The sequence below is a fragment of the Bradyrhizobium sp. CCBAU 51745 genome, assembly GCF_028128715.1.
GTDB classification, from domain to species: domain Bacteria; phylum Pseudomonadota; class Alphaproteobacteria; order Rhizobiales; family Xanthobacteraceae; genus Bradyrhizobium; species Bradyrhizobium manausense.
Map to the genome: position 1 here is coordinate 670,549 of NZ_LBJP01000007.1, position 23,301 is coordinate 693,849.

The 23,301-nt window shown below is 63.6% G+C and carries 25 protein-coding genes and 1 tRNA gene; 13 read left to right on the forward strand and 13 right to left on the reverse strand.

The window, feature by feature from the left end; genetic code table 11:
• Positions 1–83: 83 nt before the first annotated feature.
• From XH98_RS10315 to XH98_RS10325, 3 genes are all read left to right on the forward strand, one after another.
• A complete protein-coding gene (locus XH98_RS10315; RefSeq protein ID WP_442868564.1) occupies positions 84–3,194 on the forward strand; it encodes a bifunctional diguanylate cyclase/phosphodiesterase in 3,111 nt (1,036 codons plus the stop codon).
• 1 nt (position 3,195) lies between these two features.
• Positions 3,196–4,263 (forward strand): sensor domain-containing diguanylate cyclase, encoded by a 1,068-nt coding sequence (locus XH98_RS10320; RefSeq protein ID WP_271618523.1) that lies wholly within the window; start codon positions 3,196–3,198, stop codon positions 4,261–4,263.
• A 66-nt stretch (positions 4,264–4,329) separates the two neighbouring features.
• Positions 4,330–4,406 (forward strand) — tRNA-Arg (locus XH98_RS10325).
• A 213-nt stretch (positions 4,407–4,619) separates the two neighbouring features.
• Here the strand turns inward: XH98_RS10325 and XH98_RS10330 are convergent.
• Together XH98_RS10330 and XH98_RS10335 are read right to left on the reverse strand one after the other, a co-directional pair.
• Positions 4,620–5,090, reverse strand: coding sequence for a MarR family winged helix-turn-helix transcriptional regulator (locus tag XH98_RS10330; RefSeq protein WP_333931755.1), 471 nt, complete (start codon positions 5,088–5,090; stop codon positions 4,620–4,622).
• Positions 5,087–5,491: an ester cyclase gene (locus XH98_RS10335; RefSeq protein ID WP_271618524.1), complete on the reverse strand. Its 405-nt coding sequence runs from the start codon at positions 5,489–5,491 to the stop codon at positions 5,087–5,089. Before XH98_RS10335 ends, XH98_RS10330 begins: the two co-directional genes overlap by 4 nt.
• 282 nt (positions 5,492–5,773) lie before the next feature.
• Between XH98_RS10335 and XH98_RS10340 the strand changes: the two genes are divergently transcribed.
• The 3 genes from XH98_RS10340 to XH98_RS10350 are packed head-to-tail and all read left to right on the forward strand — an operon-like array spanning position 5,774 to position 8,208.
• Positions 5,774–6,805, forward strand: coding sequence for a Cj0069 family protein (locus tag XH98_RS10340; RefSeq protein WP_271618525.1), 1,032 nt, complete (start codon positions 5,774–5,776; stop codon positions 6,803–6,805).
• A 3-nt stretch (positions 6,806–6,808) separates the two neighbouring features.
• On the forward strand, positions 6,809–7,405 hold the full coding sequence (locus tag XH98_RS10345) for an ABC transporter ATP-binding protein (protein WP_271598340.1): 597 nt from the start codon (positions 6,809–6,811) through the stop codon (positions 7,403–7,405).
• Positions 7,402–8,208 carry an ABC transporter permease gene (locus XH98_RS10350; protein WP_271618526.1) on the forward strand — a complete coding sequence of 269 codons (807 nt, stop codon included), beginning with the start codon at positions 7,402–7,404 and terminating at the stop codon, positions 8,206–8,208. The genes XH98_RS10345 and XH98_RS10350 overlap by 4 nt, the downstream gene beginning before the upstream one ends.
• A 13-nt stretch (positions 8,209–8,221) precedes the next feature.
• On the opposite strand, the gene XH98_RS10355 is transcribed toward XH98_RS10350, so the two are convergent.
• On the reverse strand, positions 8,222–9,097 hold the full coding sequence (locus tag XH98_RS10355; RefSeq protein ID WP_271598342.1) for a LysR substrate-binding domain-containing protein: 876 nt from the start codon (positions 9,095–9,097) through the stop codon (positions 8,222–8,224).
• A 92-nt stretch (positions 9,098–9,189) separates the two neighbouring features.
• On the opposite strand from XH98_RS10355, the gene XH98_RS10360 reads away from it, so the two are divergent.
• The 4 genes from XH98_RS10360 to XH98_RS10375 all read left to right on the forward strand — a co-directional run bounded on the left by XH98_RS10360 (position 9,190) and on the right by XH98_RS10375 (position 12,608).
• Positions 9,190–9,729 carry a DinB family protein gene (locus tag XH98_RS10360; RefSeq protein WP_271598343.1) on the forward strand — a complete coding sequence of 180 codons (540 nt, stop codon included), beginning with the start codon at positions 9,190–9,192 and terminating at the stop codon, positions 9,727–9,729.
• 336 nt (positions 9,730–10,065) lie between these two features.
• Positions 10,066–11,448: a TadE/TadG family type IV pilus assembly protein gene (locus XH98_RS10365; protein WP_271598344.1), complete on the forward strand. Its 1,383-nt coding sequence runs from the start codon at positions 10,066–10,068 to the stop codon at positions 11,446–11,448.
• A gap of 9 nt (positions 11,449–11,457) precedes the next feature.
• Entirely contained in the window at positions 11,458–12,018 is a 561-nt protein-coding gene (locus tag XH98_RS10370) for a TadE/TadG family type IV pilus assembly protein (protein ID WP_271598345.1), read from the forward strand.
• On the forward strand, positions 12,015–12,608 hold the full coding sequence (locus tag XH98_RS10375) for a TadE/TadG family type IV pilus assembly protein (RefSeq protein WP_271598346.1): 594 nt from the start codon (positions 12,015–12,017) through the stop codon (positions 12,606–12,608). Before XH98_RS10370 ends, XH98_RS10375 begins: the two co-directional genes overlap by 4 nt.
• Positions 12,609–12,701: 93 nt before the next feature.
• Here XH98_RS10375 and XH98_RS10380 read toward each other — a convergent pair whose 3' ends face one another.
• Both XH98_RS10380 and XH98_RS10385 read right to left on the reverse strand, forming a co-directional pair.
• Positions 12,702–12,995, reverse strand: a complete 294-nt coding sequence (locus XH98_RS10380; RefSeq protein WP_057753974.1) for a hypothetical protein — start codon at positions 12,993–12,995, stop codon at positions 12,702–12,704.
• Positions 12,996–13,229: 234 nt separating this feature from the next.
• Positions 13,230–13,919, reverse strand: a complete 690-nt coding sequence (locus XH98_RS10385) for a DNA-3-methyladenine glycosylase I (protein ID WP_271618527.1) — start codon at positions 13,917–13,919, stop codon at positions 13,230–13,232.
• A gap of 202 nt (positions 13,920–14,121) precedes the next feature.
• Between XH98_RS10385 and XH98_RS10390 the strand changes: the two genes are divergently transcribed.
• Complete coding sequence (locus XH98_RS10390; protein ID WP_271598347.1) at positions 14,122–14,949, forward strand: metallophosphoesterase family protein; 828 nt, start codon at positions 14,122–14,124, stop codon at positions 14,947–14,949.
• Here the strand turns inward: XH98_RS10390 and XH98_RS10395 are convergent.
• From XH98_RS10395 to XH98_RS10410, 4 genes are all read right to left on the reverse strand, one after another.
• On the reverse strand, positions 14,888–15,373 hold the full coding sequence (locus XH98_RS10395) for a Crp/Fnr family transcriptional regulator (protein WP_271598348.1): 486 nt from the start codon (positions 15,371–15,373) through the stop codon (positions 14,888–14,890). The two genes, XH98_RS10390 and XH98_RS10395, sit on opposite strands and share 62 nt — an antisense overlap.
• 106 nt (positions 15,374–15,479) lie before the next feature.
• Complete coding sequence (locus XH98_RS10400) at positions 15,480–16,220, reverse strand: di-trans,poly-cis-decaprenylcistransferase (protein WP_271598349.1); 741 nt, start codon at positions 16,218–16,220, stop codon at positions 15,480–15,482.
• A 30-nt stretch (positions 16,221–16,250) separates the two neighbouring features.
• On the reverse strand, positions 16,251–16,625 hold the full coding sequence (locus XH98_RS10405; protein ID WP_057754138.1) for a transcriptional regulator: 375 nt from the start codon (positions 16,623–16,625) through the stop codon (positions 16,251–16,253).
• Positions 16,612–17,229 carry a hypothetical protein gene (locus tag XH98_RS10410; protein WP_057753989.1) on the reverse strand — a complete coding sequence of 206 codons (618 nt, stop codon included), beginning with the start codon at positions 17,227–17,229 and terminating at the stop codon, positions 16,612–16,614. Before XH98_RS10410 ends, XH98_RS10405 begins: the two co-directional genes overlap by 14 nt.
• Positions 17,230–17,430: 201 nt before the next feature.
• On the opposite strand from XH98_RS10410, the gene XH98_RS10415 reads away from it, so the two are divergent.
• On the forward strand, positions 17,431–18,681 hold the full coding sequence (locus tag XH98_RS10415) for a S1C family serine protease (RefSeq protein ID WP_271598350.1): 1,251 nt from the start codon (positions 17,431–17,433) through the stop codon (positions 18,679–18,681).
• Between the two features lie 188 nt (positions 18,682–18,869).
• On the opposite strand, the gene XH98_RS10420 is transcribed toward XH98_RS10415, so the two are convergent.
• The 4 genes from XH98_RS10420 to XH98_RS10435 all read right to left on the reverse strand — a co-directional run bounded on the left by XH98_RS10420 (position 18,870) and on the right by XH98_RS10435 (position 21,500).
• Positions 18,870–19,604 carry a DUF899 domain-containing protein gene (locus XH98_RS10420; protein WP_271618528.1) on the reverse strand — a complete coding sequence of 245 codons (735 nt, stop codon included), beginning with the start codon at positions 19,602–19,604 and terminating at the stop codon, positions 18,870–18,872.
• A gap of 21 nt (positions 19,605–19,625) precedes the next feature.
• Positions 19,626–19,970, reverse strand: a complete 345-nt coding sequence (locus XH98_RS10425) for an SRPBCC family protein (protein WP_245317233.1) — start codon at positions 19,968–19,970, stop codon at positions 19,626–19,628.
• On the reverse strand, positions 19,970–20,422 hold the full coding sequence (locus tag XH98_RS10430; protein ID WP_271598352.1) for an ArsR/SmtB family transcription factor: 453 nt from the start codon (positions 20,420–20,422) through the stop codon (positions 19,970–19,972). Before XH98_RS10430 ends, XH98_RS10425 begins: the two co-directional genes overlap by 1 nt.
• 103 nt (positions 20,423–20,525) lie before the next feature.
• Positions 20,526–21,500, reverse strand: coding sequence for a Bug family tripartite tricarboxylate transporter substrate binding protein (locus XH98_RS10435; RefSeq protein ID WP_271618529.1), 975 nt, complete (start codon positions 21,498–21,500; stop codon positions 20,526–20,528).
• Between the two features lie 205 nt (positions 21,501–21,705).
• Here XH98_RS10435 and XH98_RS10440 point away from each other — a divergent pair, with 205 nt between their 5' ends.
• Complete coding sequence (locus XH98_RS10440) at positions 21,706–23,286, forward strand: ATP-dependent acyl-CoA ligase (RefSeq protein WP_271618530.1); 1,581 nt, start codon at positions 21,706–21,708, stop codon at positions 23,284–23,286.
• Positions 23,287–23,301: the final 15 nt, after the last annotated feature.

The following is a 23,301-nucleotide window of genomic DNA, read 5'->3' on the forward strand; positions in this document are numbered from 1 at the left end:
CAACCGATTTAAGCCATGAGTAACCGGCTTTCCTAAGCATTGCGCCATCTGTCGGTAGTATTTCTGTTCCTGCAGGGGGTGGGATGCGCCAGTTTTTATCAGGGATGGCAACTGCAACGTTCCGGGCCGCGAAAGGCGGCTGGGACGCCGCCGTGCGTTGCGGGCCGGTGCTGTGGCTGACCCTCTCGGGCATGTTGCTGGTCGTCGGCATTTTCGGCGCAACAGCCATGGCGGTCGGCGAGTTTCGCGAGCGCACGCTGGCCAACCGCGAGCGCGAGCTGGAAAACACCGCTCAGCTGATTGCACGTCACTTCGATCAGCAGTTTGAAGATTCGGACGTCGTCGCAGCCGATTTGATCAGGCAGATGAATCTGCCCGAGATCACCTCGCCGCAGATGTTCCGTGAGCGCATGTCCGGCCCCGAAGCGAACAGGATGCTGCGAGGCAAGATCAGCCCCGTCTCCTATCTCGGCGACATCGCCATCTACGACGCCGACGGTGAGATCGTCGCCTGGTCCCGCGCGGAGCCGCTGCCCAAGATCAACATCTCCTCGCGCGCTTATTTCCAGACCTTCAAGACCAACCCGATGTCGGAGCCGGTGCTGCTGGAATCCGTGCGCAGCTTTCTCATCGGCAAATGGACCACGATCGTCGCGCGCCGGCTGAGCCTGCCGGACGGCACCTTCGTCGGCGCGATGGTCCGGCGGATCGATCCCGACAGCTATCAGCGTTACTTCGCTTCGGTCGCGCTCGCCGAAGGCGCCGCCATCACATTGTTCGACCGCGAAGGTGTCATGCTGGCGCGCTACCCGCACGTCGAATCGATGATCGGCACCAGCTACAAGGGCGGGCCGCTGATGCAGACGGTTTTGGCCCGCGGCGGTCAGCACACGCTTCGTGTCAAGAGCCCGGTCGACGGCACGGAGAAGCTCGGCTCGGCGGTTGCGCTGACCCATTTCCCGCTGGTCATCGTGGCGACCAACACCACGTCGGCCGCACTGGCCGACTGGCGGCAACAAACCGGCTTCATGGTCACCACCGCGACGGTGTCGGCGGCGGTGATCGCGCTGATTCTCTTCCTGATCATCCGCCAGATCGTCAGGCAGAACCACGAGGCGCAGCAGCGGCTGGAGGCGGAACGGCTGCGGCTGGACACCGCCCTCAACAACATGTCCCAGGGGCTGATCCTGTACGACGCCGACGGCTATATCGTCACCTGTAATCGCCGCTACGCCGACATGTTCGGCCTCTCCCACGACATCATCAAGCCTGGCTGTCATATCCACGAGGCGATGCATCATCGCAAGGAGCGCAACGCGTTCAGCGGCAACGTCGAAGAGTTTTGTGCCGACGTCATGCGGGGCGTCGCCGACGGCAAGGTCGCCGCCAAGCTGCATCAATTGCCCAACGGGCGCACTTTCCAGGTCATCAACACGCCGCTCGCGCAAGGCGGATGGGTCGCCACGGTCGAGGAGATCACCGAGCGGCGCAATCTGGAGCAGGAGCGCGACCGCAACTACACGTTCCTCCGCGAGATCATCGACCACATTCCCTCGCAGATCACGGTGAAGGACGCTCACACGCGGCGCTACCTTCTGGTCAACCGGATTGCCGAGGACATTTTTGGGGAAGGCGGCAAGACCATCGTCGGCAAGACCGCGGCCGATATCCTGCCGGAAGCGGACGCCGACATCGTCACGCGCGACGATGATGCGGTGCTGCAATCGCCGGACCGGCTGCTGCAGAAAGAGCAGAGCTGGAAGACCCCGACCGAAGGCCAGCGCCACACCATTTCAAAGCGCATCGGCATCTGCGACAAGGCCGGCGACCCTCGCTACATCATCAATGTCATCGAGGACGTCACCGAGCAGCGCAACACCGCCGAGAAGATCGCGCATATGGCGCATTACGATGCGCTGACCGACCTGCCCAACCGCGTGCTGTTCCGCGAGCAGATCGAGCGCGAGTTGGAGAAGGTCGCCGGCGGCGCCCGGTTTGCGCTGCTCTATATCGATGTCGACGAATTCAAGGGCATCAATGATTCGCTCGGCCATCATGTCGGCGACGAGCTCTTGATGGCGATCGCCGGCCGCATCCGCGCCTGCCTCAAGCCGGGCGATCTGATCGCGCGGCTCGGCGGCGACGAGTTCGCGGTGATCCAGACCGGAATCGAATCATCCACCGACGTCCTGGGCTTCGTGAGCCAGATCCAGGAAGCGATCCGCCGTCCCTATCACTGCCTCGGCCACCAGCTCTCCACCGACGCCAGCATCGGCATCGCGCTTGCGCCGCAGGACGGGGCCGACCTCGATCAGCTCATCAAGAGTGCCGACCTCGCCATGTACGGCGCCAAGGCGGAGGGGCGGCGCACCTACCGCTTCTTCGTGCCGGAGATGGACGCGAGCGCCAAGGCGCGCCTCTCGCTGGAGCAGGATCTGCGCCAGGCGCTGGTCAATGGCGGCTTCGAGATCCACTACCAGCCGCTGGTCAATCTGCATTCGGGCGAGGTCTCCGGCTGCGAGGCGCTGCTGCGCTGGCGCCATCCCGAACGCGGCATGGTTTCGCCAGCCGAATTCATTCCGATCGCCGAGGACACCGGCCTGATCAACCATCTCGGCGACTGGGTGCTGCGCACGGCCTGCAACGAGGCCGCGACCTGGCCCGCCCATGTCCGCCTCGCGGTCAACGTCTCTCCCGTGCAGCTCAAATGTGGCACGCTGGCGCTCCGGATCGCCGGCGCTCTCGATGCGGCAGGGCTTGATCCGCGGCGGCTCGAGCTCGAGATCACCGAAGCCGTGCTGATCCGCGACGACGAGGCGGCGCTCCAGATCCTGCACCAGCTCCGCTCGATCGGCGTGCGCATCGCGCTCGACGATTTCGGCACGGGTTATTCGTCGCTGAGCTATTTGAAGCGGTTCCCGTTCGACAAGATCAAGATCGACCGCTGCTTCGTCGCCGACATCGCTGACGCCGACGGCGCGCCCGTGATCGTGCAGGCGGTGGTGAACATCGCCTCCGCCAGCAACATGACCACGGTTGCCGAAGGCGTCGAGACCGAGGCCCAGCGCGAGATGCTGCGTGCTCTCGGCTGCACCGAGATGCAGGGCTATTTGTTCAGCAGACCGAGACCGGCCGCCGAGGTGCGTGAGCTGTTCGGCCCAGGCGGTGCCATTCCCGTGGCAGCGGTGGCCTGAGATGGCAAAGCTCGGCAAGACGCCCGCGAAGACTGTCGATGTCGCCGATTCCTACGCGGTGCGGCTGATGCAGCATCTGGTGGTGCCGACCTTCGTGATCGATCCGAAGCGGTGCGTGGTGATCTGGAACAAGGCCTGCGAACGGCTGACGGGCGTTGCCGCCTCCGAGGTGATCGGCACCAACAGGCATTGGCAGGCGTTCTACGAGACCAAGCGCCCTTGCCTTGCCGATCTGGTCGCGCTCGACCAGCCCGAGCAGCTGCCGGAGCTCTATTCGGAATATGCAGCGCGCGGCCATAACGGGCTCGGCTTCTCCGCGGAAAACTGGTGCGTGATGCCGAAGCTCGGCAGCCAGCTCTATCTTGCGATCGATGCCGGCCCCATCCACGACGAGGCCGGCAATCTGATTGCCGTGGTGGAGACACTGCGCGACCTCACCGACCAGAAGCGTGCCGAAACGGCGCTGAAGGAGCTTGCCACCAAGGACGGGCTGACTGGCCTGTCGAACCGCCGCGCATTCGACCAGATGCTGACGAGCGAATGGGCCCGCGCGCAGCGGACGCAGAAGCCGTTAGCGCTGCTGTTCGTCGACGTCGATCATTTCAAGCTGTTCAATGACGAGCACGGCCACCAAAACGGCGACGAGTGCCTGCGCGCGGTCGCCCGCGTGGTCAGGCGCTACGCCTTGCGTCCGCTCGACCTCGCCAGCCGCTATGGCGGCGAGGAATTTGCTCTGATCCTGCCCGAGATGGGCTGCGACGATGCCTGCACCATCGCCGAGGAGATCCGCCGCGCCGTGATGGCCTTGCAGATCGCCCATGGCGCGCGTGGAGCCGGCGACCGCGTGACCCTCAGTGTCGGCGTCGCCTGTCACGTTCCCGGCGAGGCCGATGGCACCCCCAATAACCTGCTGAACGCGGCCGATCAGGCGCTCTATGCCGCCAAGCGGCTCGGCCGCAACCGCGTGGTCTGCTCCGATCGGGTGCTGGCCGAATTTACCGGCCTTGGCCGGGAAAACGAGCCAGTTAGCGGTCAAGTTCCTGCCGTCGCTCCACGCAAATCGGCCTAAAGCGCTGATATTGCCGCGGCGAGACCGTTGCCCGCCCCTCGCCATTAGGCTAAATGAGGCCTTGTTGCGCCCGTAGCTCAGCTGGATAGAGCGTTGCCCTCCGAAGGCAAAGGTCACACGTTCGAATCGTGTCGGGCGCGCCATCTCGAAATACGCTGTCACCACCGAAGGCCGACGTTTCCTGTACCCGACCCATTGGGTTTCGTTACAGGCCGCCATCGCGATTCCGAAGACGTGCAATGGAATTGAGTTCACTGTTACCGTAATTCCCAGGTGGCTTACGACAAGGCTGATGGCGGGCCGGCCCTCCGTACTTGACCGCGCGATGTTGTCCGAGCTGTACGGCAAACTGAAGATCATGGCTTGGAGGCGGCTGCAAGCGCGCCGATCTTGTCGAGGACGGCAAGCGCCGCTTCGAGCGTGCGGCGCTCCTCGGCTGTCGCATGATCGCGTAAAGTTTGGGCGATCCATTCGGAGCGCGCTCGGCGGTCGGCACGCAGCGTGGCGCGACCCTGCGCGGTGAGCATTACGACTTGGGTGCGGCGGTCGCTGCCGTCCGAGGTCTTCTCGACCAACCCGTCCTCCTGGAGCTGGACGACGACCAGCCGCATGCTCTGATGCTTGACGTTGCGTCGTTCAGCGAGCGCCGCCGTGCTCATCGCTCCTTCCCGATCGAGAAGCCCCAGTGTCTCCGAGCGAGCGGTCCTTGGAGTTTCGGCCAGTGAGCGCGTGGTGCGGACGAAATCGCTGACGGACTGCCGCACGCGTTCCGCAAGGGTGAGAAGCGCCTCGTGATCGGATGGGGTCTTCGTCTGTCGACGCTTCACGTTCTCAGCCCCGCCAGAACGGCGGGTAGGCTGTTGATACCCCAATGCTCGACATAACGCTGGTCGCGGACACGCACGATGTCGATCACGTCGATCGAAACGACCCGGCCTGTCGGCGCGATGCCCATGAGCGGCCCGGTGTGGACGCCACTGATCGTTTTGCGGGTCGTCACCTTGTCGCCTTGCGCGATCTGGTCGTGGATGGTCACGGTCAGGTCCGATAGCGCGGGGCGGAGCACGGACTGGAACGTAGCCCACATGCTTTCCGCATCATGGGGAGCGCCGGCGGGCGCGCTCCGGTTGACAAAATCGGGCGCCATCAGATCCTCGAACGCATCGCGTCTGCCGTTCTGGATGACCTCGATATTGAAGCGACGGACGACGTCCTGGTTCTCGGGCATGTTCTACCTGTAAGGGGTTATTCATCGTGCGCTCGACACTATACAGTGAAACTGTATATATCAAGAGGTGGGCACGCTGAGGCTGGGGCATCAGAGGGGAATGGCGAAGGAATAGTCCCATCTTCACCGGCGATGGCGCGCCATTCCGGCGGCGCGGGCGCGCCATCAGCCACCTTGAAACGGCCTGATATTCTCACGTAGAATGTTCCGGAGGGGACAAGCAGACTCCCCGTGAGACTTCGGTCCAAGCTCTGCGCAGCACGCAATTCGTGGAGCTTGCGCATGATCGAACGTCAATCACCTCCCCTGCATTCCGTGACCATTCTTTCGCGGGGCGACGCCACGGCCCGCCGGGATACGACCGCTCAGAACAGCCGCTTCGCCGACGTCTTCGAAGCGCTCGCCGCTATTGGCATCGAAGGGCGCCCCGCGATCTACGACGAGAGCTTCGCCGAGAAAGTGCGCGAACAATTGCTCGCGGTCGACGGCGTGCTCGTCTGGGTTAACCCGATCCAGGACGGTCGGGACCGTGCCGGTCTCGACGCGCTGCTGCGCGACGTCGCCGCCAAAGGCGTGTGGGTGAGCGCGCACCCCGATGTGATCCTCAAGATGGGCACCAAGGAGGTACTCTATCGGACCCGCTCGATGGGGTGGGGAAGCGACACGGCGCTGTATCAGAGCGCCGCGGCAATGCGCGCCGAACTGCCGGGCAGGCTCGCGAGCGGCCCGCGCGTGATCAAGCGCAACCGGGGCAATGGCGGCCAAGGCGTCTGGAAGGTCGAGAAGCTCCCGACCTCCTCCATGATAAGAGTGCTGGACGCGACCAAGGATGTCCCCGAGCAGCTGACGCTGGATGATTTTGTCCGTCGCTGCGCGGAGTATTTCGAGAACGGCAGCGTGATCGACCAACCCTTCCAGCCTCGCCTGAGCGAGGGCGTGGTGCGTTGCTACATGGCAGGCGATCGCTGCGCCGGCTTCGGCCACCACAAGGTCAAAGCCCTGGTCGATACGCCGGCCGGACGTGCCGGGGCCGGACCGCGGCTCTATACATCCAACGCAGACCCGCGCTTCCAGCGGCTGCGCCGGTTGATGGAAGACGAGTGGACGCCGCAGTTGACGTCGTTGATGGATATCGCGAGAGATGACCTGCCCGCGATCTGGGACGCCGACTTCATGCTCGGCCCGGTCGAGGCCGATGGGAGCGACGGCTACGTGCTCGGCGAGATCAATGTCAGCTCGGTGCACCCCTACCCGAACGAGGCGCCGGTGCACATCGCCAGATGGGTTGCCGACCGGCTACAGCGCAAGCTTTGACGCATGCTGACAGTCAGTGGGCTCAAGCGCCTGCACATCTCCGTGTCATTCGACCTGCAGGACGGCGAATGCGTCGCCCTGCAGGGGCCCTCCGGCGTCGGGAAGACCGTGTTGCTTCGCGCCATCGCGGACCTCGATCCCAACGAAGGAACGGTCAGGCTCGATGGCGCGCTCAGAGAACAGATGCCTGCCCCGGCGTGGCGAAAACGGGTGACCTACCTGGCCACCGAGCCTGGTTGGTGGTCCGAGACCGTGCAGGAACACTTCACGGCCTGGAATGATGCCCTGTCGCTGGTCAAATGCCTGGGGCTGCCGGAGGACTGCGGACCGTGGCCGGTGCAAAGACTTTCGACCGGCGAGCGTCAGCGATTGGGGCTTGTGCGTGCGCTGATGCTGCGCTCGCGGGTGCTTCTGCTGGACGAGCCGACCTCGGCGCTCGACACGGCATCCACCGCGGCCGTGGAATCCTTGATCGCCGCACGCATCGCGGATGGAACGAGCGTCGTTTGGAGCACCCACGACGATGCCCAGGCCCGCCGTGTGAGCTCAAGGATATTTGCCATGAGGCCCGGCGGCCACATCGAGGAAAGCCGGCCATGACCTACATTCAGCTTTCGTATGGAGATCTCGCCCTCCCCGCTCTGCTTGTCGTCATGGATGGCGTTCTCTCGATTGTTCTCCGCCTCAAGCTTGAAAGACAACTTGCCATCGCGACGGTGCGCATGGTGGTTCAGCTCGTCCTTGTCGGATATTTGCTGACCTTCCTGTTCGCCGCGGTGTCGCCGCTCTGGACCGCCGTCGCCGCCTGCGTCATGGTCCTGTTCGCCTCTCGGGAGATCGTCGCGCGGCAGAAGCGGCGGCTGCCGGGCATCTGGAGCTATGGCCTCGGCGGGGGATGCATGCTGCTCGCCGCCGGTACGGTCACGATATTCGCGCTCCTGACGGAGCTACGCCCCGATCCATGGTATCACCCGCGCTATGCGTTGCCCTTGCTGGGCATGATTCTCGGCAACACCATGACCGGGATAAGCCTCGGCCTGGACGTGCTGACGAATAGCCTGGTGCGCGAACGCGCCGCCGTGGAAGCGTGTCTCGCACTCGGTGGCACCCGGTATCAGGCGCTGCTTCCGGTCATACGCGACGCGTTAAGAAGCGGCTTCATGCCGATCATGAACAGCATGGCGGCGATCGGCCTGGTTTCATTGCCGGGAATGATGACAGGCCAGATTCTTGCGGGTGTCGACCCGGTCGATGCGGTCAAATATCAACTGTTGATCATGTTCCTGATCGCCGGCGGCACCGGGCTCGGAACGCTTGCTGCCGTCCTGGGTGGTGCACACTTGCTGACCGATCATCGACACCGGCTGCGTCTCGATCGAATGACCCTGGACAATTTCAGTTGAAGGCTCACGCGTTTCATTGCGATGTCGCGGCGCCGGCTTCCGCCCTCGATCGCGCTGAGACGGCAACAATCCATTGCTCGAATGCGCCGAGCAGCCGATCGTTTCGGCGAACGGATCGAACAAGGAGATAGTAGCCCTCATCAAGCGTGATCGGTGGCGCGAGGAGCTGTAGGCGCCGGCTCGAAAGGTGCTCGTCGACATAGGCCATGTCGATCATCGCGATGCCCCCGCCGGCAAGCGCCGCCTCGAGCGCTTGCGCGCGTGACTCGACAACCATGCCGCCGTCATCAGGCCTTCCAGCGCGCCGGGATGCCGTCCACCAACGCGACCAGTCCCGAAAGCGGGAACGGGCACGGATGATGGAGCTTCCTTCAAGGTTCTGATCGGCGCCCGGCGCGGCCACGGGCGCGAGGGTCTCGCGAAACAGCAAGGTCGCGGTCAGCCCGGGCCAGTTTCCCAATCCATGCCTGATAGCGCAGTCGAAATCCTCGGCCTCGAGGTCAATAGCCCGACGCGTCGTCGTGAGTGCAACCTCGATGTCTGGATGCAGGGCTCGGAATTCCGGCAACCGCGGCAGCAGCCAGTGCGACGCCAGGGTCGCGACCGTGCTGATGCGCAATTGGGAGCGTCGCCGGCGGATCGGTTCGACAGCGGCCTCGATGCGGTCGAGGGCGTCGCCCATCACCGCGATAAGTGCCTCGCCATCATCGGTCAGCACGACACTGCGCCCTTGCTTCTGCATGAGGATAACGCCGAGCTGGCGCTCGAGATCTGCGACCCGGTGGGACAGCGCCGAGCGGCTGACGCCGAGAATATCAGCCGCTGCCGTGAGGCTGCCGGTCTGCGACAGCAGGGAAAGCGCCTGCAAACCTCTGAGCGACGGAAGCATGACCGGGCGAACCGACTGGTGATGACAGGTGAGATTATCTCACGCTTCGATCCCACGGGAAACTGCTACCGACAAGACGGGAGGACCGCCCAATGCCGAATCTGTTCCAACAGCTTGCTGCCTATAATTCCTGGGCCAATGCCCGACTCTACGAAGCGGCGCTTGCGCTGCCGGAGGAGCTTTATCGCGCCGACACGGGCGTGTTCTTCCGCAGCCTGCATGGGACGCTGAACCACCTTCTCTTGACGGACAGGCTTTGGCTGACCCGGCTCACCGGTGTGGGCCAGCAGCCAAAGCGACTCGACGAGATCCTCTACAGGGATCGCCGGGAGTTGACGCTGGCGCGCCTTGCCGAGGACGCGCGCCTCATCGCGGTGGTCAGCGGTTACGACGAGGAGGCTCTGGCGCGGCCGCACGCTTATCAGACGACGTCGGGCAAGCCGCAGGAACAGCCGCTATCGGACATCCTGCTGCATCTTTTCAATCATCAGACGCACCACCGCGGCCAGGCTCATGCATGCTTGTCGATCTTGACCAGGCAGGAGCCGCCCTCGCTCGATCTGCTCATGATGCAGCGGGGGCTTCCGCCGCCTGATCTCGCGGAGCGTTTGGGCTCGTCCACGCCGGCGTGATCGTGCAAATCGGGCCGTTGCGATTTCACCTTGCCTGCTCAAATTGCCCTGATAGCGTCGGGTGCGCCAGTGGCCGACAAGACCGCAGCTCTCAATACCGCCCTTTTGGCGTGACGTCTTTACGGCCGGTTAATTGCGTCGCTTCAATCCGACATTGGCGGCATCAGGCACTCCATATTCGCGCGGTGCCAGTAAGTGTTACTTAAACAGCCAGCCTTCAGAGTTCCCCTGCCGGGAGACAGGCGAGGCCTTTCGATCCGCCTTGTTCCGGCACGCAATACCTGAACTGACGGGAATTGCCTGTGCCGTGGTTAACGGCGATTAGGATGAAGGGTCATGCTGCGCGCCTCGCTTTGTCGCTTTGTCAGAGATCGCAAGGCCAACGTTGCCGTCATATTCGCGATCCTGCTGTTCCCGACCGTCTATCTGCTGGGCATGACGCTCGACTACACGCAGGCCCAGCGCCGGCAATCGCAGCTGGACGCCGCAGCCGATGCCGCCGCGATCGCGGCCGTGACCCCGTCGATGATGGCCCAGAGCACGACCGTCGCCCAGACCACCGCCACGAATATCTTCAACGCGACGGCAAACGCGATCGCCGGCGGCCTATCGGGGAATCCCGTGCTGACGGTCAATGTCGGCAATGTCGGCCTGGTGCGCACCGCGACCGTCACTTACACCGCAAACTCCAGCAACGCCTTCCCGAGCCTGCTCGGCACCTCCGTGTGGCCGATCAAGGGCTCCGCGACGGCCAGCGCTTCGGGCGCGCCCAACATCAACTTCTATCTGCTGCTGGACGATTCGCCGTCGATGGGCATCGCGGCTACGTCGACCGATATTACCAACATGATCAATGCGACCGCGAGCCAGCCCTCCGGCTCGAGGAACTGCGCCTTCGCCTGTCACGAATCGCATCCCGAGAAGGACTCGGGCGCGAGCACCTCGACCAAGGACAACCTCACCATTGCGCGCAACAACAACATCACGCTGCGTATCGACCTGGTGGCCCAGGCAACTGCGAGCCTGATGAGCACGGCGCAACAGACCGAAGCGCAGCAGAACAACACTTACAAGGCCGCGATCTACACGTTCGACTACGGCTTCAACACGATCTATGCGCCGTCGGGGCTGCCGTCCGCCGACCTGTCGACCGCCGCGAGCCAGGCTGCCAATAATATTTCGCTTGTCACCGTCGATCATCAGAACTGCGTGGCCTCGGGATGTCCCATCGGCACCGACTATGGCACGGACATCGAGAATGCGCTGACGAGCGTCAACGCTCTCATGCCCGCTCCCGGCGGAGGCAGCAATCAAACCGGGGATACGCCTCAGGAAGTGGTGTTCCTCGTCACCGACGGGGTCGACGACAAGATCGTATCGATGAGCTCGTCCTGCAGCGGAACGCCGATTGCCACCGGCTCCAAATATCGGTGTCAGCAACCGATCAACACCTCGATCTGCACGACGATCAAGAACCGGGGAATTCGTATCGCGGTGCTCTATACCGAGTACCTGCCGCTCACAAGCAACGGCTGGTACAATTCCTATATCGCGCCGTTCAACAATCCGTCGTCGTCGACCGGACAGATCGCTCAAAACGCAAAATCCTGCGCCTCGCCCGGCTTGTTCTACGACGTGCAATCGGGCGGCGACATCACCGCGGCACTCCGGCAACTGTTCCTGTTGGTCGTGGAAACGGCCCCTCACCTGACCAACTGAGCGAGTGTCATGCCCAAGTTGCGAGCGGTAGCCGGACAGCGACGCCTTCGCCAGACGTTCGCAGCGTTCCGCAACGACGAGAACGGCGCAAACGCGGTCGAATTCGCCCTCGTCGCGCCGATATTCATCGCGTTGCTGGTCGGAATCATCCAGATCTTCCTGGTTTTCTTCGGCCAGCAATTGCTCCAGCAGGTCGTGCAGCAGTCCGCCCGGCAGATTATGACGGGTCAGGTGCAGGGGGCCGGGATGACGCAGACCCAGTTTTCGACCCTGGTCTGCTCGCAGGTCCGCATCATCTTCAGCTGCAACAATCTGATGATCAGCGTCCAGTCGGCGAGCAGCTGGTCGGCGTTGAGCGCGGCTGCACCGACATTGACGTTCAATGCCGACGGCACTGTCTCCAACAACTGGCCCTACAATCCGGGCGGCCCGTCCGACAAGGTCGTCCTGGAGGTGATCTACCAATGGCCGGTTTTCGGGGGACCGCTCGGCTTTACCCTGGCAAACCTGCCGAACGGCAATCGCCAGATCACGGCGTCCGCTGCTTTCCAGAATGAGCCCTATCAATGACCCGCTTGCCCGTGCGCCTGAGGCGGTTCCGAGCCAGCGAAGATGCCGTGGCGGCCATCGAGTTTGCCATCGTGCTGCCGTTCATGCTGCTGCTGTGCATGGGCGGCGTCGAACTCGGCAACGCCCTTTCGATCAACGTCAAGGTCACGGCCACGGTACATACCATTGCCGACATTCTGTCGCAGAACAAGTGTGTGACCACGAGCGATGTCACCGGCATTCTCAACGCATCGTCAAAAGTCCTCTCCCCGTATGACGTCACCAAAGCGGTCGTGACCGTCTCGGAGGTGCAGCCGACCGGCGACAACGTTACGGCCAAGGTGATCTGGAGCCAGTCGCTCAACGGCGCCGCAAGGACCGCCGGCTCCACCGTCACCCTGCCGACCTCCCTGACGGGGGTGCCGACCACCAGCGGGCTCATCCTCGGTGAGGCAACCTATGCCTATACCCCGAATCTCGGCTACACCATCAGCGGCACCGTCACGCTCCGCGACAGCTACTATCTGTACCCGCGCCAGACCAACTTTGTCCCGACCATCACGAGCGGGTCGACGCCGCCCGTCCCGACGACGTCCTGTCCGACGTCGTGATGGCGGCGACCGGATCTGATTTGCGCGACGGATCATACGCCCGATCCAACCACCCTTCGGCACCGCGGAAGGGTGGTCGTTTGTGCGCTCCCGTCAGTGCCTCACGTGCTCGAACACCACGATCACGCCGGTCGGCTCGGGCTCGTGTGCCATCAGGCGCGTCAGATCCGCATCGCTCCAGTCGGCGAGGCTGACGACTTCACCCGTCTGTCGTTCCGCACTGAGCGAGGGCGTCGGCTCGAGGACCTTCAAGCCCGTCTCGTCGACGAAGAAGGTGTGCTCGCCGAACATGCTGTTGAGCTGGGGCATGGCGGGATGCTCGTCGGGCAGCACCTGGGCGCCGAGCTGGTTGATGGTCTGCTTCACCTGTTCGGATGTGAGCTTCATGAGCTGCTCCGTTCTGTCGTTCGAGTTTCGTGGCTTGAGCCAGGTTTGGCCGGAGCGAGCGTGTTCCCTGCGCCGTGTTGCCTGGTTCAAAGTCCCGAACGGGTGCTGCGCACAAATGTTCCTGCGAAATGCATTTCGTGATCGCGCGCGGCATCTGCCGCGCCGACGGCGCGAGATTGCCACACCATGTCCACGATCCGGTCACCGAAGCTGCGGCCTGCTGTTTGTCGCGGGCTAATGCTCGCTCCTGTTTTCACCGACCGACAGCGCGCAGATGCGGGACAGATAGGTGTAGGGCAGCCCCGTCTCCTCGGCCCAGGCGTTGAACTGCGCCTGCACCTTGGCAAGATCGCCCTTGGACTTGACCTCTTCGGCGATGTCGAGACCGGCACCGCGCAGGCAGGCGACGACGTCCTTTGAGGTGACAAAGCCGTCCCAGCCGACGAAGCGCAGCAGCATCTGGCCGGTATTGCCGCCGAGCCTGGAGCCGCGCTTGGCCAGGAGATCGAGCAGGCCGATCTCGTTGGACGGCGGCCATTTCGCCAGAAACTTGCCGAAGCTGCCGTGCTCCCTCGCGATCTCCTGCACGAACACGGCGTTGTCGCGTACCGACATGATCTTGGCGCCATTGCGCACGATCCGCGCGTCGCGCAGCAGGCCGTCCCAATAATCTTCCGGCTGGAAGCTGAGCTTGGCTGGCTTGAAGCGCAGGAAGGCGTCTTCGAAACCGTCCCACTTCGCCTCGATCACGCTCCAGGCAAACCCGGCGCAAAACACGCGCTTCGTCATCTCCGCGAGGATGCGGTCGTCGCCGAGCTTTGCCAGACGCTTCAAGTCCGGCTTGTCAGGCATCAGCTTGTCGAGCGCCTTGGGTCCCCCCTTGCGCTTCTCGGCGCGGGCACGAATGGTCTTGAAGGACGTCATGCGATCACCGGCATTGAAACCGCCACGTCAGCAGAATTCGGTGATACGGTCCAGCCCTGCGACACGATCGGCACTTGTGCGCCGCCGGCCGCCGCAGCATGCTGCGCTTTGCCGGATTGGCGGCAGCGATGCTGGTCTGCTTCTTGCTTTATAAGATTTTGGAATTCCCAGATATTTTCATTCTCTCGCGGACGGATTCTCTATGCGCTGCCTGGTCGTGGCCGATCTGCACTACTCGCTGCCGCAGCTCGACTGGCTGGTCAGCGCCGCGCCGCAATTCGACCTGGTGATCTTCGCCGGCGATGCGCTGGACATCGGCTCGATGGTGGATTTCCGCGCACAGATCGTGGTGGTGAAAAAGTACCTCGCGCTGATCGCGGCGCAGACCAAGGTCATTCTCTGCTCCGGCAATCACGACCTCGACGAGCGCAATGCGGAAGGCGAGAAGATCTCGCGCTGGATCTCGGAGGTGCGGGCAACAGGCATCGCCTGCGACGGGGACAATCTGATCATCGGCAACACTCTGTTCACGGTGTGCCCATGGTGGGACGGACCGCTGGTCAAGCAGCGCATCGCCAATCAGCTGCGTGATGCCTCGCTCGACCATCCGCAGCGATGGATCTGGGCGCATCATGCGCCGCCGGCTAATTCGCCGACGAGCTGGGGCGGCAAGCGCTTCTTTGGCGATGTCGAGCTGGTGCAGTGGATCATGCAGTATCAGCCGTCGATGGTCATCTCCGGCCATGTGCATCAATCGCCGTTCATCAAGGACGGCTCGTGGTACGACCGGCTTGGCCAGACCTGGGTGTTCAACGCCGGCCTGCAGCCGGGACGCCCGCCGACGCACATCGTGCTGGATCTCGATGCGAACAAGGCGTTCTGGCTGGCAGCGGGCGAAGCGCAGTGGATCGATCTCGGCGCACCACTGAAGCGGCCCGCGTCTTATATCGACGAACCGCCGGACTGGCTCACGTCCTTGGATCGGATTGCCGATCCGAGCCTGGCGAGACCTCGAGCGGCGGCAGGTTGATCATGCTCTGGAGCACCTCACCGACCATCGCGAGATGCGTGCCGTGGCCGGCATATTGCCGCTTGAGATCGGCGAGATAGGTGTTGGCGACATTGAGCCGCTGCGCCAGCATGCGCGCGAGCAGCAGCGCGATTTCCGGCTCCTGCTTGAGCAGCGAGGCGGCATCCTCGAACTCGTAAACCACCGTGTCGGCACAGGCCCGCACCGTCGCCGTATGCGGCACTCCCAGCAACACCGACATCTCGCCGAGCACCGCACCGGGCTCGGCAATGGAGGCGACCACCATCTCGCCCTTGAGCACCTCGAGCTTGCCCTGTATCAGCACGTAGAGATGTCCGGAGGCGCCGCCTTCCGTCAAAAGGTGCGTGCCGGCCGCAACCTGCCGCTCCGTTCCGCCGGTGCAATAGTCCAGAACCGCGCGCATCGCCGAAAGCTCCCGTCAGGAGAAATAGTAGAGCACGATCCGTGGCACCCCGCAAATCAACCACCTGTTCGTGCGGCTGAAAAAAACAGGCAGCTCCGTAGCCCTGTCACGCCCGCGAGAGTGAGGGCACCTCCTCCGGCATGATGGCCTGGAGACCGCCGAATCGGCGTTCGCGGCCGTGGAAGGAAGCCAGCGCCGCGGCGAGATCGCCTGCGTCGAATTCGGGCCACATCCGCTCGGTGAAATGCAGCTCGGCATAGGCGCCCTCCCAGAGCAGGAAGTCGGACAACCGCTTTTCGCCTGAGGTGCGGATGATGAGATCGACGTCGCGCAAGCCGGCCTCGCCGGTGACGAGTTGCGAGAAGGCTTCGCGGGTCAGGCTGGTCAGCGCGGCCGCCTTGGCCGCAGCATTGAGGATGGCGTCGCGTGCGGAATAGTCGACGGCAATGCGCAAGTGAAGCGTGCTGCCGTTTGCGGTGGCCTCCTCCGCGCGCGCGATGGCGGCTGCGATCCCGTCCGGCAGGCGATCGCGACGGCCGATGACGTTGAGCCGCACGCCATTTTTGACCAGGCTCTGCACTTCATTGGCCAGATAGAAGCGCAGCAAGGTCATCAACGCGGCAACCTCGGCCTTGGGCCTGCGCCAATTGTCGGTCGAGAACGCATAGAGCGTCAGCGTGCCGATGCCCTGCTTGGGCGCGGCCTCGACGATGCGGCGGATGGTCTCGACGCCGGCCTCGTGACCGCGGACACGCGACAGGCCGCGCCCGGTCGCCCATCGCCCGTTGCCGTCCATGATGATGCCGACATGGAGCTTTTCGTTGTGGGACGTGACGTCACTTTGCATTGCAAAGTCTCCGGTCAAAAAGGGGGGCGATCAGATCGGAAGGATCCCGAGACGGCCAAGCGGCGGCGCCTCGCGGCCGGCGGCCTTGGCGGCGTCGCGCACGAGACGTTCGAGCACGGCGAGATAGTCGAGGAAGCGCCGGCGGCCGCTCCTGGTCAGGCGGCAGGTCGTGTGCGGGCGATTGCCTTCGTAACCTTTGGTCACCTCGACAAGGCCGGCCTCTTGGAGGACGGCAAGGTGCCGGCTGAGATTGCCGTCGGTGAGGCCGCAGAGCTGCTTGAGATCAGCGAAAGCAAGTCCCTTCGGATGCGCCATCAGCGACGTCAGCAGTCCGAGCCTTGCCTTCTCGTGGATTACACGGTCGAGCCCTTCATAGGAAAAAGGTGCGCTGTCAGTCTTCGACATCATTGTCTCCGGACGCGAAATACAGAATGGCCGCCATCACCGACTGGCCGATCACGAAAGGCAGCCCCATCGTCCATGGCGACAGCATGTGGGTCCGGCTCGCCAGCACCACCACGGCGAAGCCGGAGATGAAGTACCAGGCCCCGGCGAACGCCACGCTGCGCGGCAGCGAGCGGACGGACGCGAAAATGCCGAGCGACACCAGAATCTGCCACAGTCCCGGCAGCAGCCACAGCGCCTCGGAAGCGAACCTCCACATCACCACTGCAAGCAGGACGCCGGCGACGCCCGCGGGCAGGAACTGCTCGATCGCCTGATGAATCATCGCGTCGGCGAGGCCGGAATGATGGCGACGCGAACGCGCACGCATCTCGATCCAGATGATCAGGCCCGACAGGGTCGCCGCGACGAACCAACCGAGAAAGAAGCCGAGCGGCTCGCCGGTGGGGTCGCCGAGCAGCCAGAATTGCAGGATGGCGGTGACAAGCGCGACCGCGCCGGTCGCGGCCATCGTTGCCGGGCCGTAACCGCGGAACGCCGTGCCGACCGCAATCTGGCTGCGGATCGCCACGATGTCGGCCAGCGCCCTGTCGAGATCGCGCATCGGCAATGCCAAAGCTCCGCTCCACCCACGCCCACGGACCGGCTTGTCCGGTCACTTTGTACTGCAAAGTATACCGCGCTACAAAGTAAACGCAAGCCGGGAAATCGCCTGCCAGGGACGAGCGCCGCGCGGACAACTACCGGTTGCACACCGGCCACCAGCCCGACTAAGATGCGGCCAAGGTTGCCCTTGGGGGAAGTCATGCGGTCAAGGTCGTTCGTCGCTGCAGCTCTGCTGCAGGTGTGTCTTGTTGGGACAGCGCATGCGAAAGGACCATTCGGCACCGTCAATGTCGGCGGCTGGGTCGGCGGCGCCTTCAGCAACGACGAGACGGGCGCCTTCTCCCATTGCGCGGCGACGGCGCCTTATGCGAACGGCGTCATCCTCGTCGTGAGCCAGAATGCCGCCGGCATATGGTCGCTCGCCTTTGCGAGTCCCAACTATCACTTCAACAAGAGCGAAAACGCCGCAATCGACGTGACCTTTGACGGGCAGGAGCAAGCCAGGCTGTACGCCACGGCGTACCGGCCCGACATGCTCACGGCCGTCATGCCGCTCAATGTCGTGCGTACGTTTCAGAAGGCAAGCCTGATGGTCGCGACGGCCGGCCCCGCTGTCCTGAACTTCGACCTGAGATCGACCGGACCAGTGATCGCCGCGTTGGCCAATTGCGTGACCAAAGTGAAGGCCGACGGGCTCGACAAGGCCGGCGATTTCACCAAGGGCGCGGCGAAGCCGGCCGCCACGGCAGACAAGCAAGGCGCGCCGCCGGCAAGCAAGCCCGGCAAAGGTGCCAAGAGTGGCTTCGGCACCGGTTTTGTGGTCAGCGCTGCCGGACACATCGTCACCAACAACCACGTGATCGAGGGCTGCAGCGAGCTCAAGGGCAATCTCACTGGCGAAGCCGCGATGGTGCTGCGTGTCGTGTCTGCTGATGCGAACAACGATCTGGCCCTTTTGCAGACACCGTCGACGGCGTCGTTCAAGGAGTTTGCCCGGATCCGTGACCGCCCGATCCGGTCAGGCGATTCCGTCGTCGCGATCGGCTTTCCATTTCACGGATTGCTGACCTCGGACTTCACCGTGACGACCGGCATTGTGAGTTCGCTCAGCGGCATGCGCAACGATTCGCGTTTCCTGCAAATCAGTGCGCCCGTGCAGCCCGGCAACAGCGGAGGTCCACTGTTCGACACGACCGGTCAGCTTGTCGGCGTCGTCACCGGGAAGCTCGATGGATTGCGAGTCGCCGCAGCCACCGGCAGCATTCCCGAAAACATCAACTTCGCGATCAAGACCGGCGCGCTGCGCGACTTCCTCGACAATTCGGTGGTGCCGTATCAGACCGCCGAACCGAAGGGCGAGCTCAAGACCCCCGAGATCGCCGGCAACGCGCGGGCCTACACGATGTTGATCTCGTGCAAGGGCACGGAGCAGGCCGACGCGAAGAAATAGCAAATCGACGCAGCTCGATCCCGTCATCCTGAGGTGCGAGCCGCGCGGCGCAACGCGCCATGCGGGGAGCCTCGAAGGATGAACGGCCGAGATGCAGCCGGGGCCGTCGCCCTTCGAGACTCGCCGAAGGCGAGCACCTCAGGGTGACGGGGATAACTCATGGCAAACGAGCGCGAAGCGCCGCCCCCTCACCCGTGGCAGCACGCGCCCTTCGCCTCCGGCTCGTACTGGTCGCGCAAACGGACCCAGTCCATCGGATAGGGCAGGCCCTCCTCGTGACGGCCAAGCGGGGTGATGTCGAGATATTGATAGGCCGCGTTCATCATGTCGAGGCCGCGGGCGAAACAGGAATAGGTATGAAAGATCTCGCCGGCCTCGTTGCGGAAGAACACGCTGATGCCAGGTAGCTCCGGGCCATAGAACGGCGTGGTGCCGAAATTGTACTTTGGCACGCCTCTGTCGATCTCTTCACGCGTGAACGAGACTTCGTAATCGTGGTTGAAGTCGCTATTGCCAGACGATACCCAGTCGAATGTCCAGCCCATGCGCTTCTTGAACGCTTCGAGCTTTGCGCTGGGTGCCAGTGAGATCGCGACCATCGTGGTGTCGCGCGCCGCCAGATGCGGCACCATGCGCTCGAAGCCGTCGGCCCAGAACGAACAACTCTTGCAGGCAGCCTCCCAATCCGGCGCGAACATCACGTGCTGGACCACGAGCTGCGGGCGCCCCTTGAACAGATCGCCAAGCGTTACCTTGCCGTTCGGCCCGTCGAATATGTAGGTCTTGTCGACCTTCACCCAGGGCAAGGCCCGACGCTCCTCGGCCAGACGCTCGCGCGCCCTCGACAATTCCTTTTCATGCGCCAGATGCGCTTTACGGGCTGCGACCCATTGCTCGCGGGAGACGATCTGATGTTGCTGCATGGTATCCTCCTTTGACAGAGATCAGGCGACGAAGCTGTCGAGCTTGTCGAAGAACGAATTCCAGCCACGCTGATGGTTATCGCGCGCGGTCTCGTCGAAGAACTGGGCATGATGGAAGATCATCAGCGTGCCGGCGCTGTCAGGCTTCAACGTGATCGTCACCAGCGATTCGCGCTCCGGCGTCGAGTGCCAGGCCCAGGTGAAAACCAGCCGCTCGTTCGGCACCACCTCCCGGTAGATGCCGCCGGCCTCGAAATATTCGCCGTCGTCGCGGGTGAATGAGATGCGGTAGCGCCCACCGGTGCGCACGTCGAGTTCCGCATTCAAGGTCGCGGGCTTCATGTTCGGCGGCCCGAACCATTGCACTAGCTGCGGTGCTTGCGTCCAGGCGGCGAAGACCTTTTCCGGCCGCGCGCGGAGCCGGCGCGTGAGCGTGAGGCTTGGACCTTCGTTTGCGCGTTCGGCGGCGCCGGCGACTGCGTTGACCATGGTTTGTCCTCCACAAAGGCGGCAAGGCGGTCGAAGCTCTCGGACCAGAATTGTGCGTAGCGATTGAGCCAGTTCATCGCCTGCTCCATCGGCTGCGCGGTGAGCCGGCAGGACACCGTACGCCCGGTCTTCTCGCGCACGATCAGGCCCGCATCGTCAAGCACGTCGAGATGCTTCATGATTGCCGGCAGCGAGATCGGGAACGGTGCGGCGAGCTCGCTCACCGATAGGCCATCCTTTTCGCCGAGACGCGCCAGCAGCGCGCGCCGTGTCGGATCGGACAGTGCCGCAAAGGTGCGATCGAGCGTCTCGTCCAGATACTTAACCATAAGGTTTAGTATAGGCGCAAACGGCGGCTCGTCAAGCTGGAACCACGCAAGAAAAAAGCCCCGCGTTTCGGCGGGGCTTCATGCGCACGCAATTACGCGATCACTATTCGACCTTGAGGCCGGCGAACTCGACGACCTTCTTCCACTTGGCGGTCTCGGCCTCGATCTCCTTGCCGAACGCCTCCGGCGTCTCCACCAGCGGATCGCCGCCGAGTTCGACCAGGCGCTTGGTCATCTCGGGCTCCTTCATGATCGTGTTGATCTCGTTGTTGAGCCTGGCGATCAGGTCCTTGGGCATGTTCTTCGGCGCACCCATGCCGAACAGTGCGCTCGCCTCGTAATCCTTCACGGTCTCGCCGATCGCGGGCACTTCAGGCAGTTGCGGCGAGCGCTGCGCCGTGGTGACGCCGAGCGCACGCAAGCTTCCGGAACGGATGTGCTGGATGATCGAGGGCATGTTGTCGAAGATCACCTGCACCTGGCCGCCGAGCATGTCGGTGATCGCGGGCGCGGCGCCGCGATAGGGCACGTGCTGCATCTTGCAGCCGGTCATGGCCATGAACATCTCGCCGGACAGATGCACCGAGGTGCCGTTGCCGGAGGAAGCCATGTTCACCTTGCCGGGATTGGCCTTCACATAGTCGATGAACTCGGCGACAGTTTTGGCCGGCACGTCCTTGTTGACGGTCATCACGTTCGGCACGCGCTGGAACGCGGCGATCGGCGCGATGTCACGAATGAAGTTGAACTTGAGATTGGCGTAGAGCGTCGCGTTGATGTAGTTCGCCGGATTGACCAGCAGCACGGTGTAGCCGTCGGGCTCGGCATTCACGACGGATTCGGTCCCGATATTGTTGCCGGCGCCCGGCTTGTTCTCGACCACGAATTGCTGGCCGAGCCGTTCCGACAGCCGCTGGCCGATCAGCCGCGCCAGAATGTCGGTGGCGCCTCCGGGCGGATAACCCACCACGAACTTCACCGGCCGGGACGGATAATCCGCCGCAAGAGCCTTCGACAGCGGGCTGGCTGCAAGCGGAGTCGCGGCGAGCAGGCCCAGCGCGGTACGGCGAGTGATCATTTCGAGGGTTCTCCCAGTGTTGTTCTTGAAGGCCTGACGTCTTGAAGACGGCGGCGGCGGCGTTGTAACAAAGCTCATCTGCTGCGGAAAGTACGCAAGGTCCTCGGCGACGAAAGGATAAGGCATGCCGGTGCTGTCCGATGGCAGGAAGACGCAATCATAAAGAGGCAGCCGCCATCAAGATGCAGGCTGCACGGGAGGATTCATGGCTATCCAACAAACCGCGGCCGGTATCGTGACCCCATTCGACGGGCTGGATGTGCCCTGGCTTCTGAGGATGCGCGCCGAGGTGCGCCGGGATCATCCGTTCCTGATCTGGGCGCCGTTCGATGCGCCGGCACGGCATTGGAGCTATGGCGAGTTTCACGAGCGGGTCGGCGCGCTCGCGGCGGGGCTTGCCAAGCGCGGCGTGAAGCCGGGCGAGTATGTGCTCATTCACCTGGACAATTGCATCGAGGCGCTGCTGGCCTGGTTTGCCTGCGTCGAACTCGGGGCCATTGCGGTCACCACCAACACCCGCTCGGCGCCGGCGGAGATGGAATATTTCGCCGATCATTGCGGCGCGGTCGCTGCGATCACGCAACCGGCTTATGCGGAGATGGTCGCGCAGAATTGCCGCAACGTCAGCTGGATGGCGGTGACGTCGCACGATGCGGGCGCGGCGCCTGCACAGGCCGTTTCACGCAGCGACGGTTTTGAGGCGCTGTTTTCCGACAGCGCCGATCGGCCGAAGCGCGCGACCGATCCGCTGGCGCCGTGCAGTGTGCAGTACACCTCGGGCACGACATCGCGGCCGAAGGCCGTGCTGTGGACCCACGCCAATGCGCTGTGGGGTGCCAAGATCAATGCGGCGCATGAGGACCTTCACGCCAGCGACGTGCACCAGACCTATCTGCCGCTGTTCCACACCAATGCGCTGGCCTATTCCATGCTGGCGACGTTGTGGGTCGGGGCGACCTGCGTGATCCAACCGCGCTTCTCCGCGAGCCGGTTCTGGAACGTTGCGCGCGAGCATGGTTCGACCTGGACCTCGACCATTCCCTTCTGCATGAAGGCGCTGCTCGAGCAGGAGATTCCGCGCGACCATAGATTCCGCCTATGGGGCACGGCGGTGAACGAGCCACCGGCCTTTGCCGCGTTCGGCGTCAAGATCATCGGCTGGTGGGGCATGACCGAGACCATCACCCACGGCATCATCGGCGAGGTCGACCAGCCCAACATTCCGATGTCGATCGGCCGCGCCGCGCCCGAATATCAGATCCGCATCACCGACGACGACGGACGGCCGACCGAAGTCGGCGACACCGGTAACCTCGCAATCAAGGGCATCCCCGGCCTGTCGCTGTTCGCCGAATATCTGGACAACGAGAAGGCGACGCGCGAGAGCTTTGACAAGCACGGCTTCTTCCTCACCGGCGATCGCGTCACGCGGCTGGAGAACGGCTTCATCAGGTTCGGCGACCGCGCCAAGGACATGCTGAAGGTCGGCGGCGAGAACGTCGCGGCCTCCGAGATCGAGCAGGTCATCGCAATTGTATCAGGCGTGCGCGAGGCCGCGGTGGTGGCGAAGAAGCATCCGATGCTGGACGAGGTGCCAGTCGTCTTCATCATCCCGCATGGCGGCGTCGCGGCTGCGCCGCCGGATCTGCAGGACCGCGTGATGGCCGCCTGCCGCAACAGTCTTGCCGACTTCAAGGTGCCGCGCGAGATCAGGCTCGTCGACGACATGCCGCGCTCGACCCTGGAGAAGGTGGCGAAGGCGGAGCTGAGGAAGCTGGTGGAGTGAGGTCGTAGGGTGGGT

Coding starts and splice junctions, on each gene's coding strand:
- XH98_RS10315 (WP_442868564.1), top strand. CDS start 84: ATGCGCCAGTTTTTATCAGGGATGGCAACTGCAACGTTCCGGGCCGCG.
- XH98_RS10320 (WP_271618523.1), top strand. CDS start 3,196: ATGGCAAAGCTCGGCAAGACGCCCGCGAAGACTGTCGATGTCGCCGAT.
- XH98_RS10335 (WP_271618524.1), bottom strand. CDS start 5,491: ATGCCCGAGAACCAGGACGTCGTCCGTCGCTTCAATATCGAGGTCATC.
- XH98_RS10340 (WP_271618525.1), top strand. CDS start 5,774: ATGATCGAACGTCAATCACCTCCCCTGCATTCCGTGACCATTCTTTCG.
- XH98_RS10345 (WP_271598340.1), top strand. CDS start 6,809: ATGCTGACAGTCAGTGGGCTCAAGCGCCTGCACATCTCCGTGTCATTC.
- XH98_RS10350 (WP_271618526.1), top strand. CDS start 7,402: ATGACCTACATTCAGCTTTCGTATGGAGATCTCGCCCTCCCCGCTCTG.
- XH98_RS10355 (WP_271598342.1), bottom strand. CDS start 9,097: ATGCTTCCGTCGCTCAGAGGTTTGCAGGCGCTTTCCCTGCTGTCGCAG.
- XH98_RS10360 (WP_271598343.1), top strand. CDS start 9,190: ATGCCGAATCTGTTCCAACAGCTTGCTGCCTATAATTCCTGGGCCAAT.
- XH98_RS10365 (WP_271598344.1), top strand. CDS start 10,066: ATGCTGCGCGCCTCGCTTTGTCGCTTTGTCAGAGATCGCAAGGCCAAC.
- XH98_RS10370 (WP_271598345.1), top strand. CDS start 11,458: ATGCCCAAGTTGCGAGCGGTAGCCGGACAGCGACGCCTTCGCCAGACG.
- XH98_RS10375 (WP_271598346.1), top strand. CDS start 12,015: ATGACCCGCTTGCCCGTGCGCCTGAGGCGGTTCCGAGCCAGCGAAGAT.
- XH98_RS10380 (WP_057753974.1), bottom strand. CDS start 12,995: ATGAAGCTCACATCCGAACAGGTGAAGCAGACCATCAACCAGCTCGGC.
- XH98_RS10385 (WP_271618527.1), bottom strand. CDS start 13,919: ATGACGTCCTTCAAGACCATTCGTGCCCGCGCCGAGAAGCGCAAGGGG.
- XH98_RS10390 (WP_271598347.1), top strand. CDS start 14,122: ATGCGCTGCCTGGTCGTGGCCGATCTGCACTACTCGCTGCCGCAGCTC.
- XH98_RS10395 (WP_271598348.1), bottom strand. CDS start 15,373: ATGCGCGCGGTTCTGGACTATTGCACCGGCGGAACGGAGCGGCAGGTT.
- XH98_RS10400 (WP_271598349.1), bottom strand. CDS start 16,220: ATGCAAAGTGACGTCACGTCCCACAACGAAAAGCTCCATGTCGGCATC.
- XH98_RS10405 (WP_057754138.1), bottom strand. CDS start 16,625: ATGTCGAAGACTGACAGCGCACCTTTTTCCTATGAAGGGCTCGACCGT.
- XH98_RS10410 (WP_057753989.1), bottom strand. CDS start 17,229: ATGCGCGATCTCGACAGGGCGCTGGCCGACATCGTGGCGATCCGCAGC.
- XH98_RS10415 (WP_271598350.1), top strand. CDS start 17,431: ATGCGGTCAAGGTCGTTCGTCGCTGCAGCTCTGCTGCAGGTGTGTCTT.
- XH98_RS10420 (WP_271618528.1), bottom strand. CDS start 19,604: ATGCAGCAACATCAGATCGTCTCCCGCGAGCAATGGGTCGCAGCCCGT.
- XH98_RS10430 (WP_271598352.1), bottom strand. CDS start 20,422: ATGGTTAAGTATCTGGACGAGACGCTCGATCGCACCTTTGCGGCACTG.
- XH98_RS10435 (WP_271618529.1), bottom strand. CDS start 21,500: ATGATCACTCGCCGTACCGCGCTGGGCCTGCTCGCCGCGACTCCGCTT.
- XH98_RS10440 (WP_271618530.1), top strand. CDS start 21,706: ATGGCTATCCAACAAACCGCGGCCGGTATCGTGACCCCATTCGACGGG.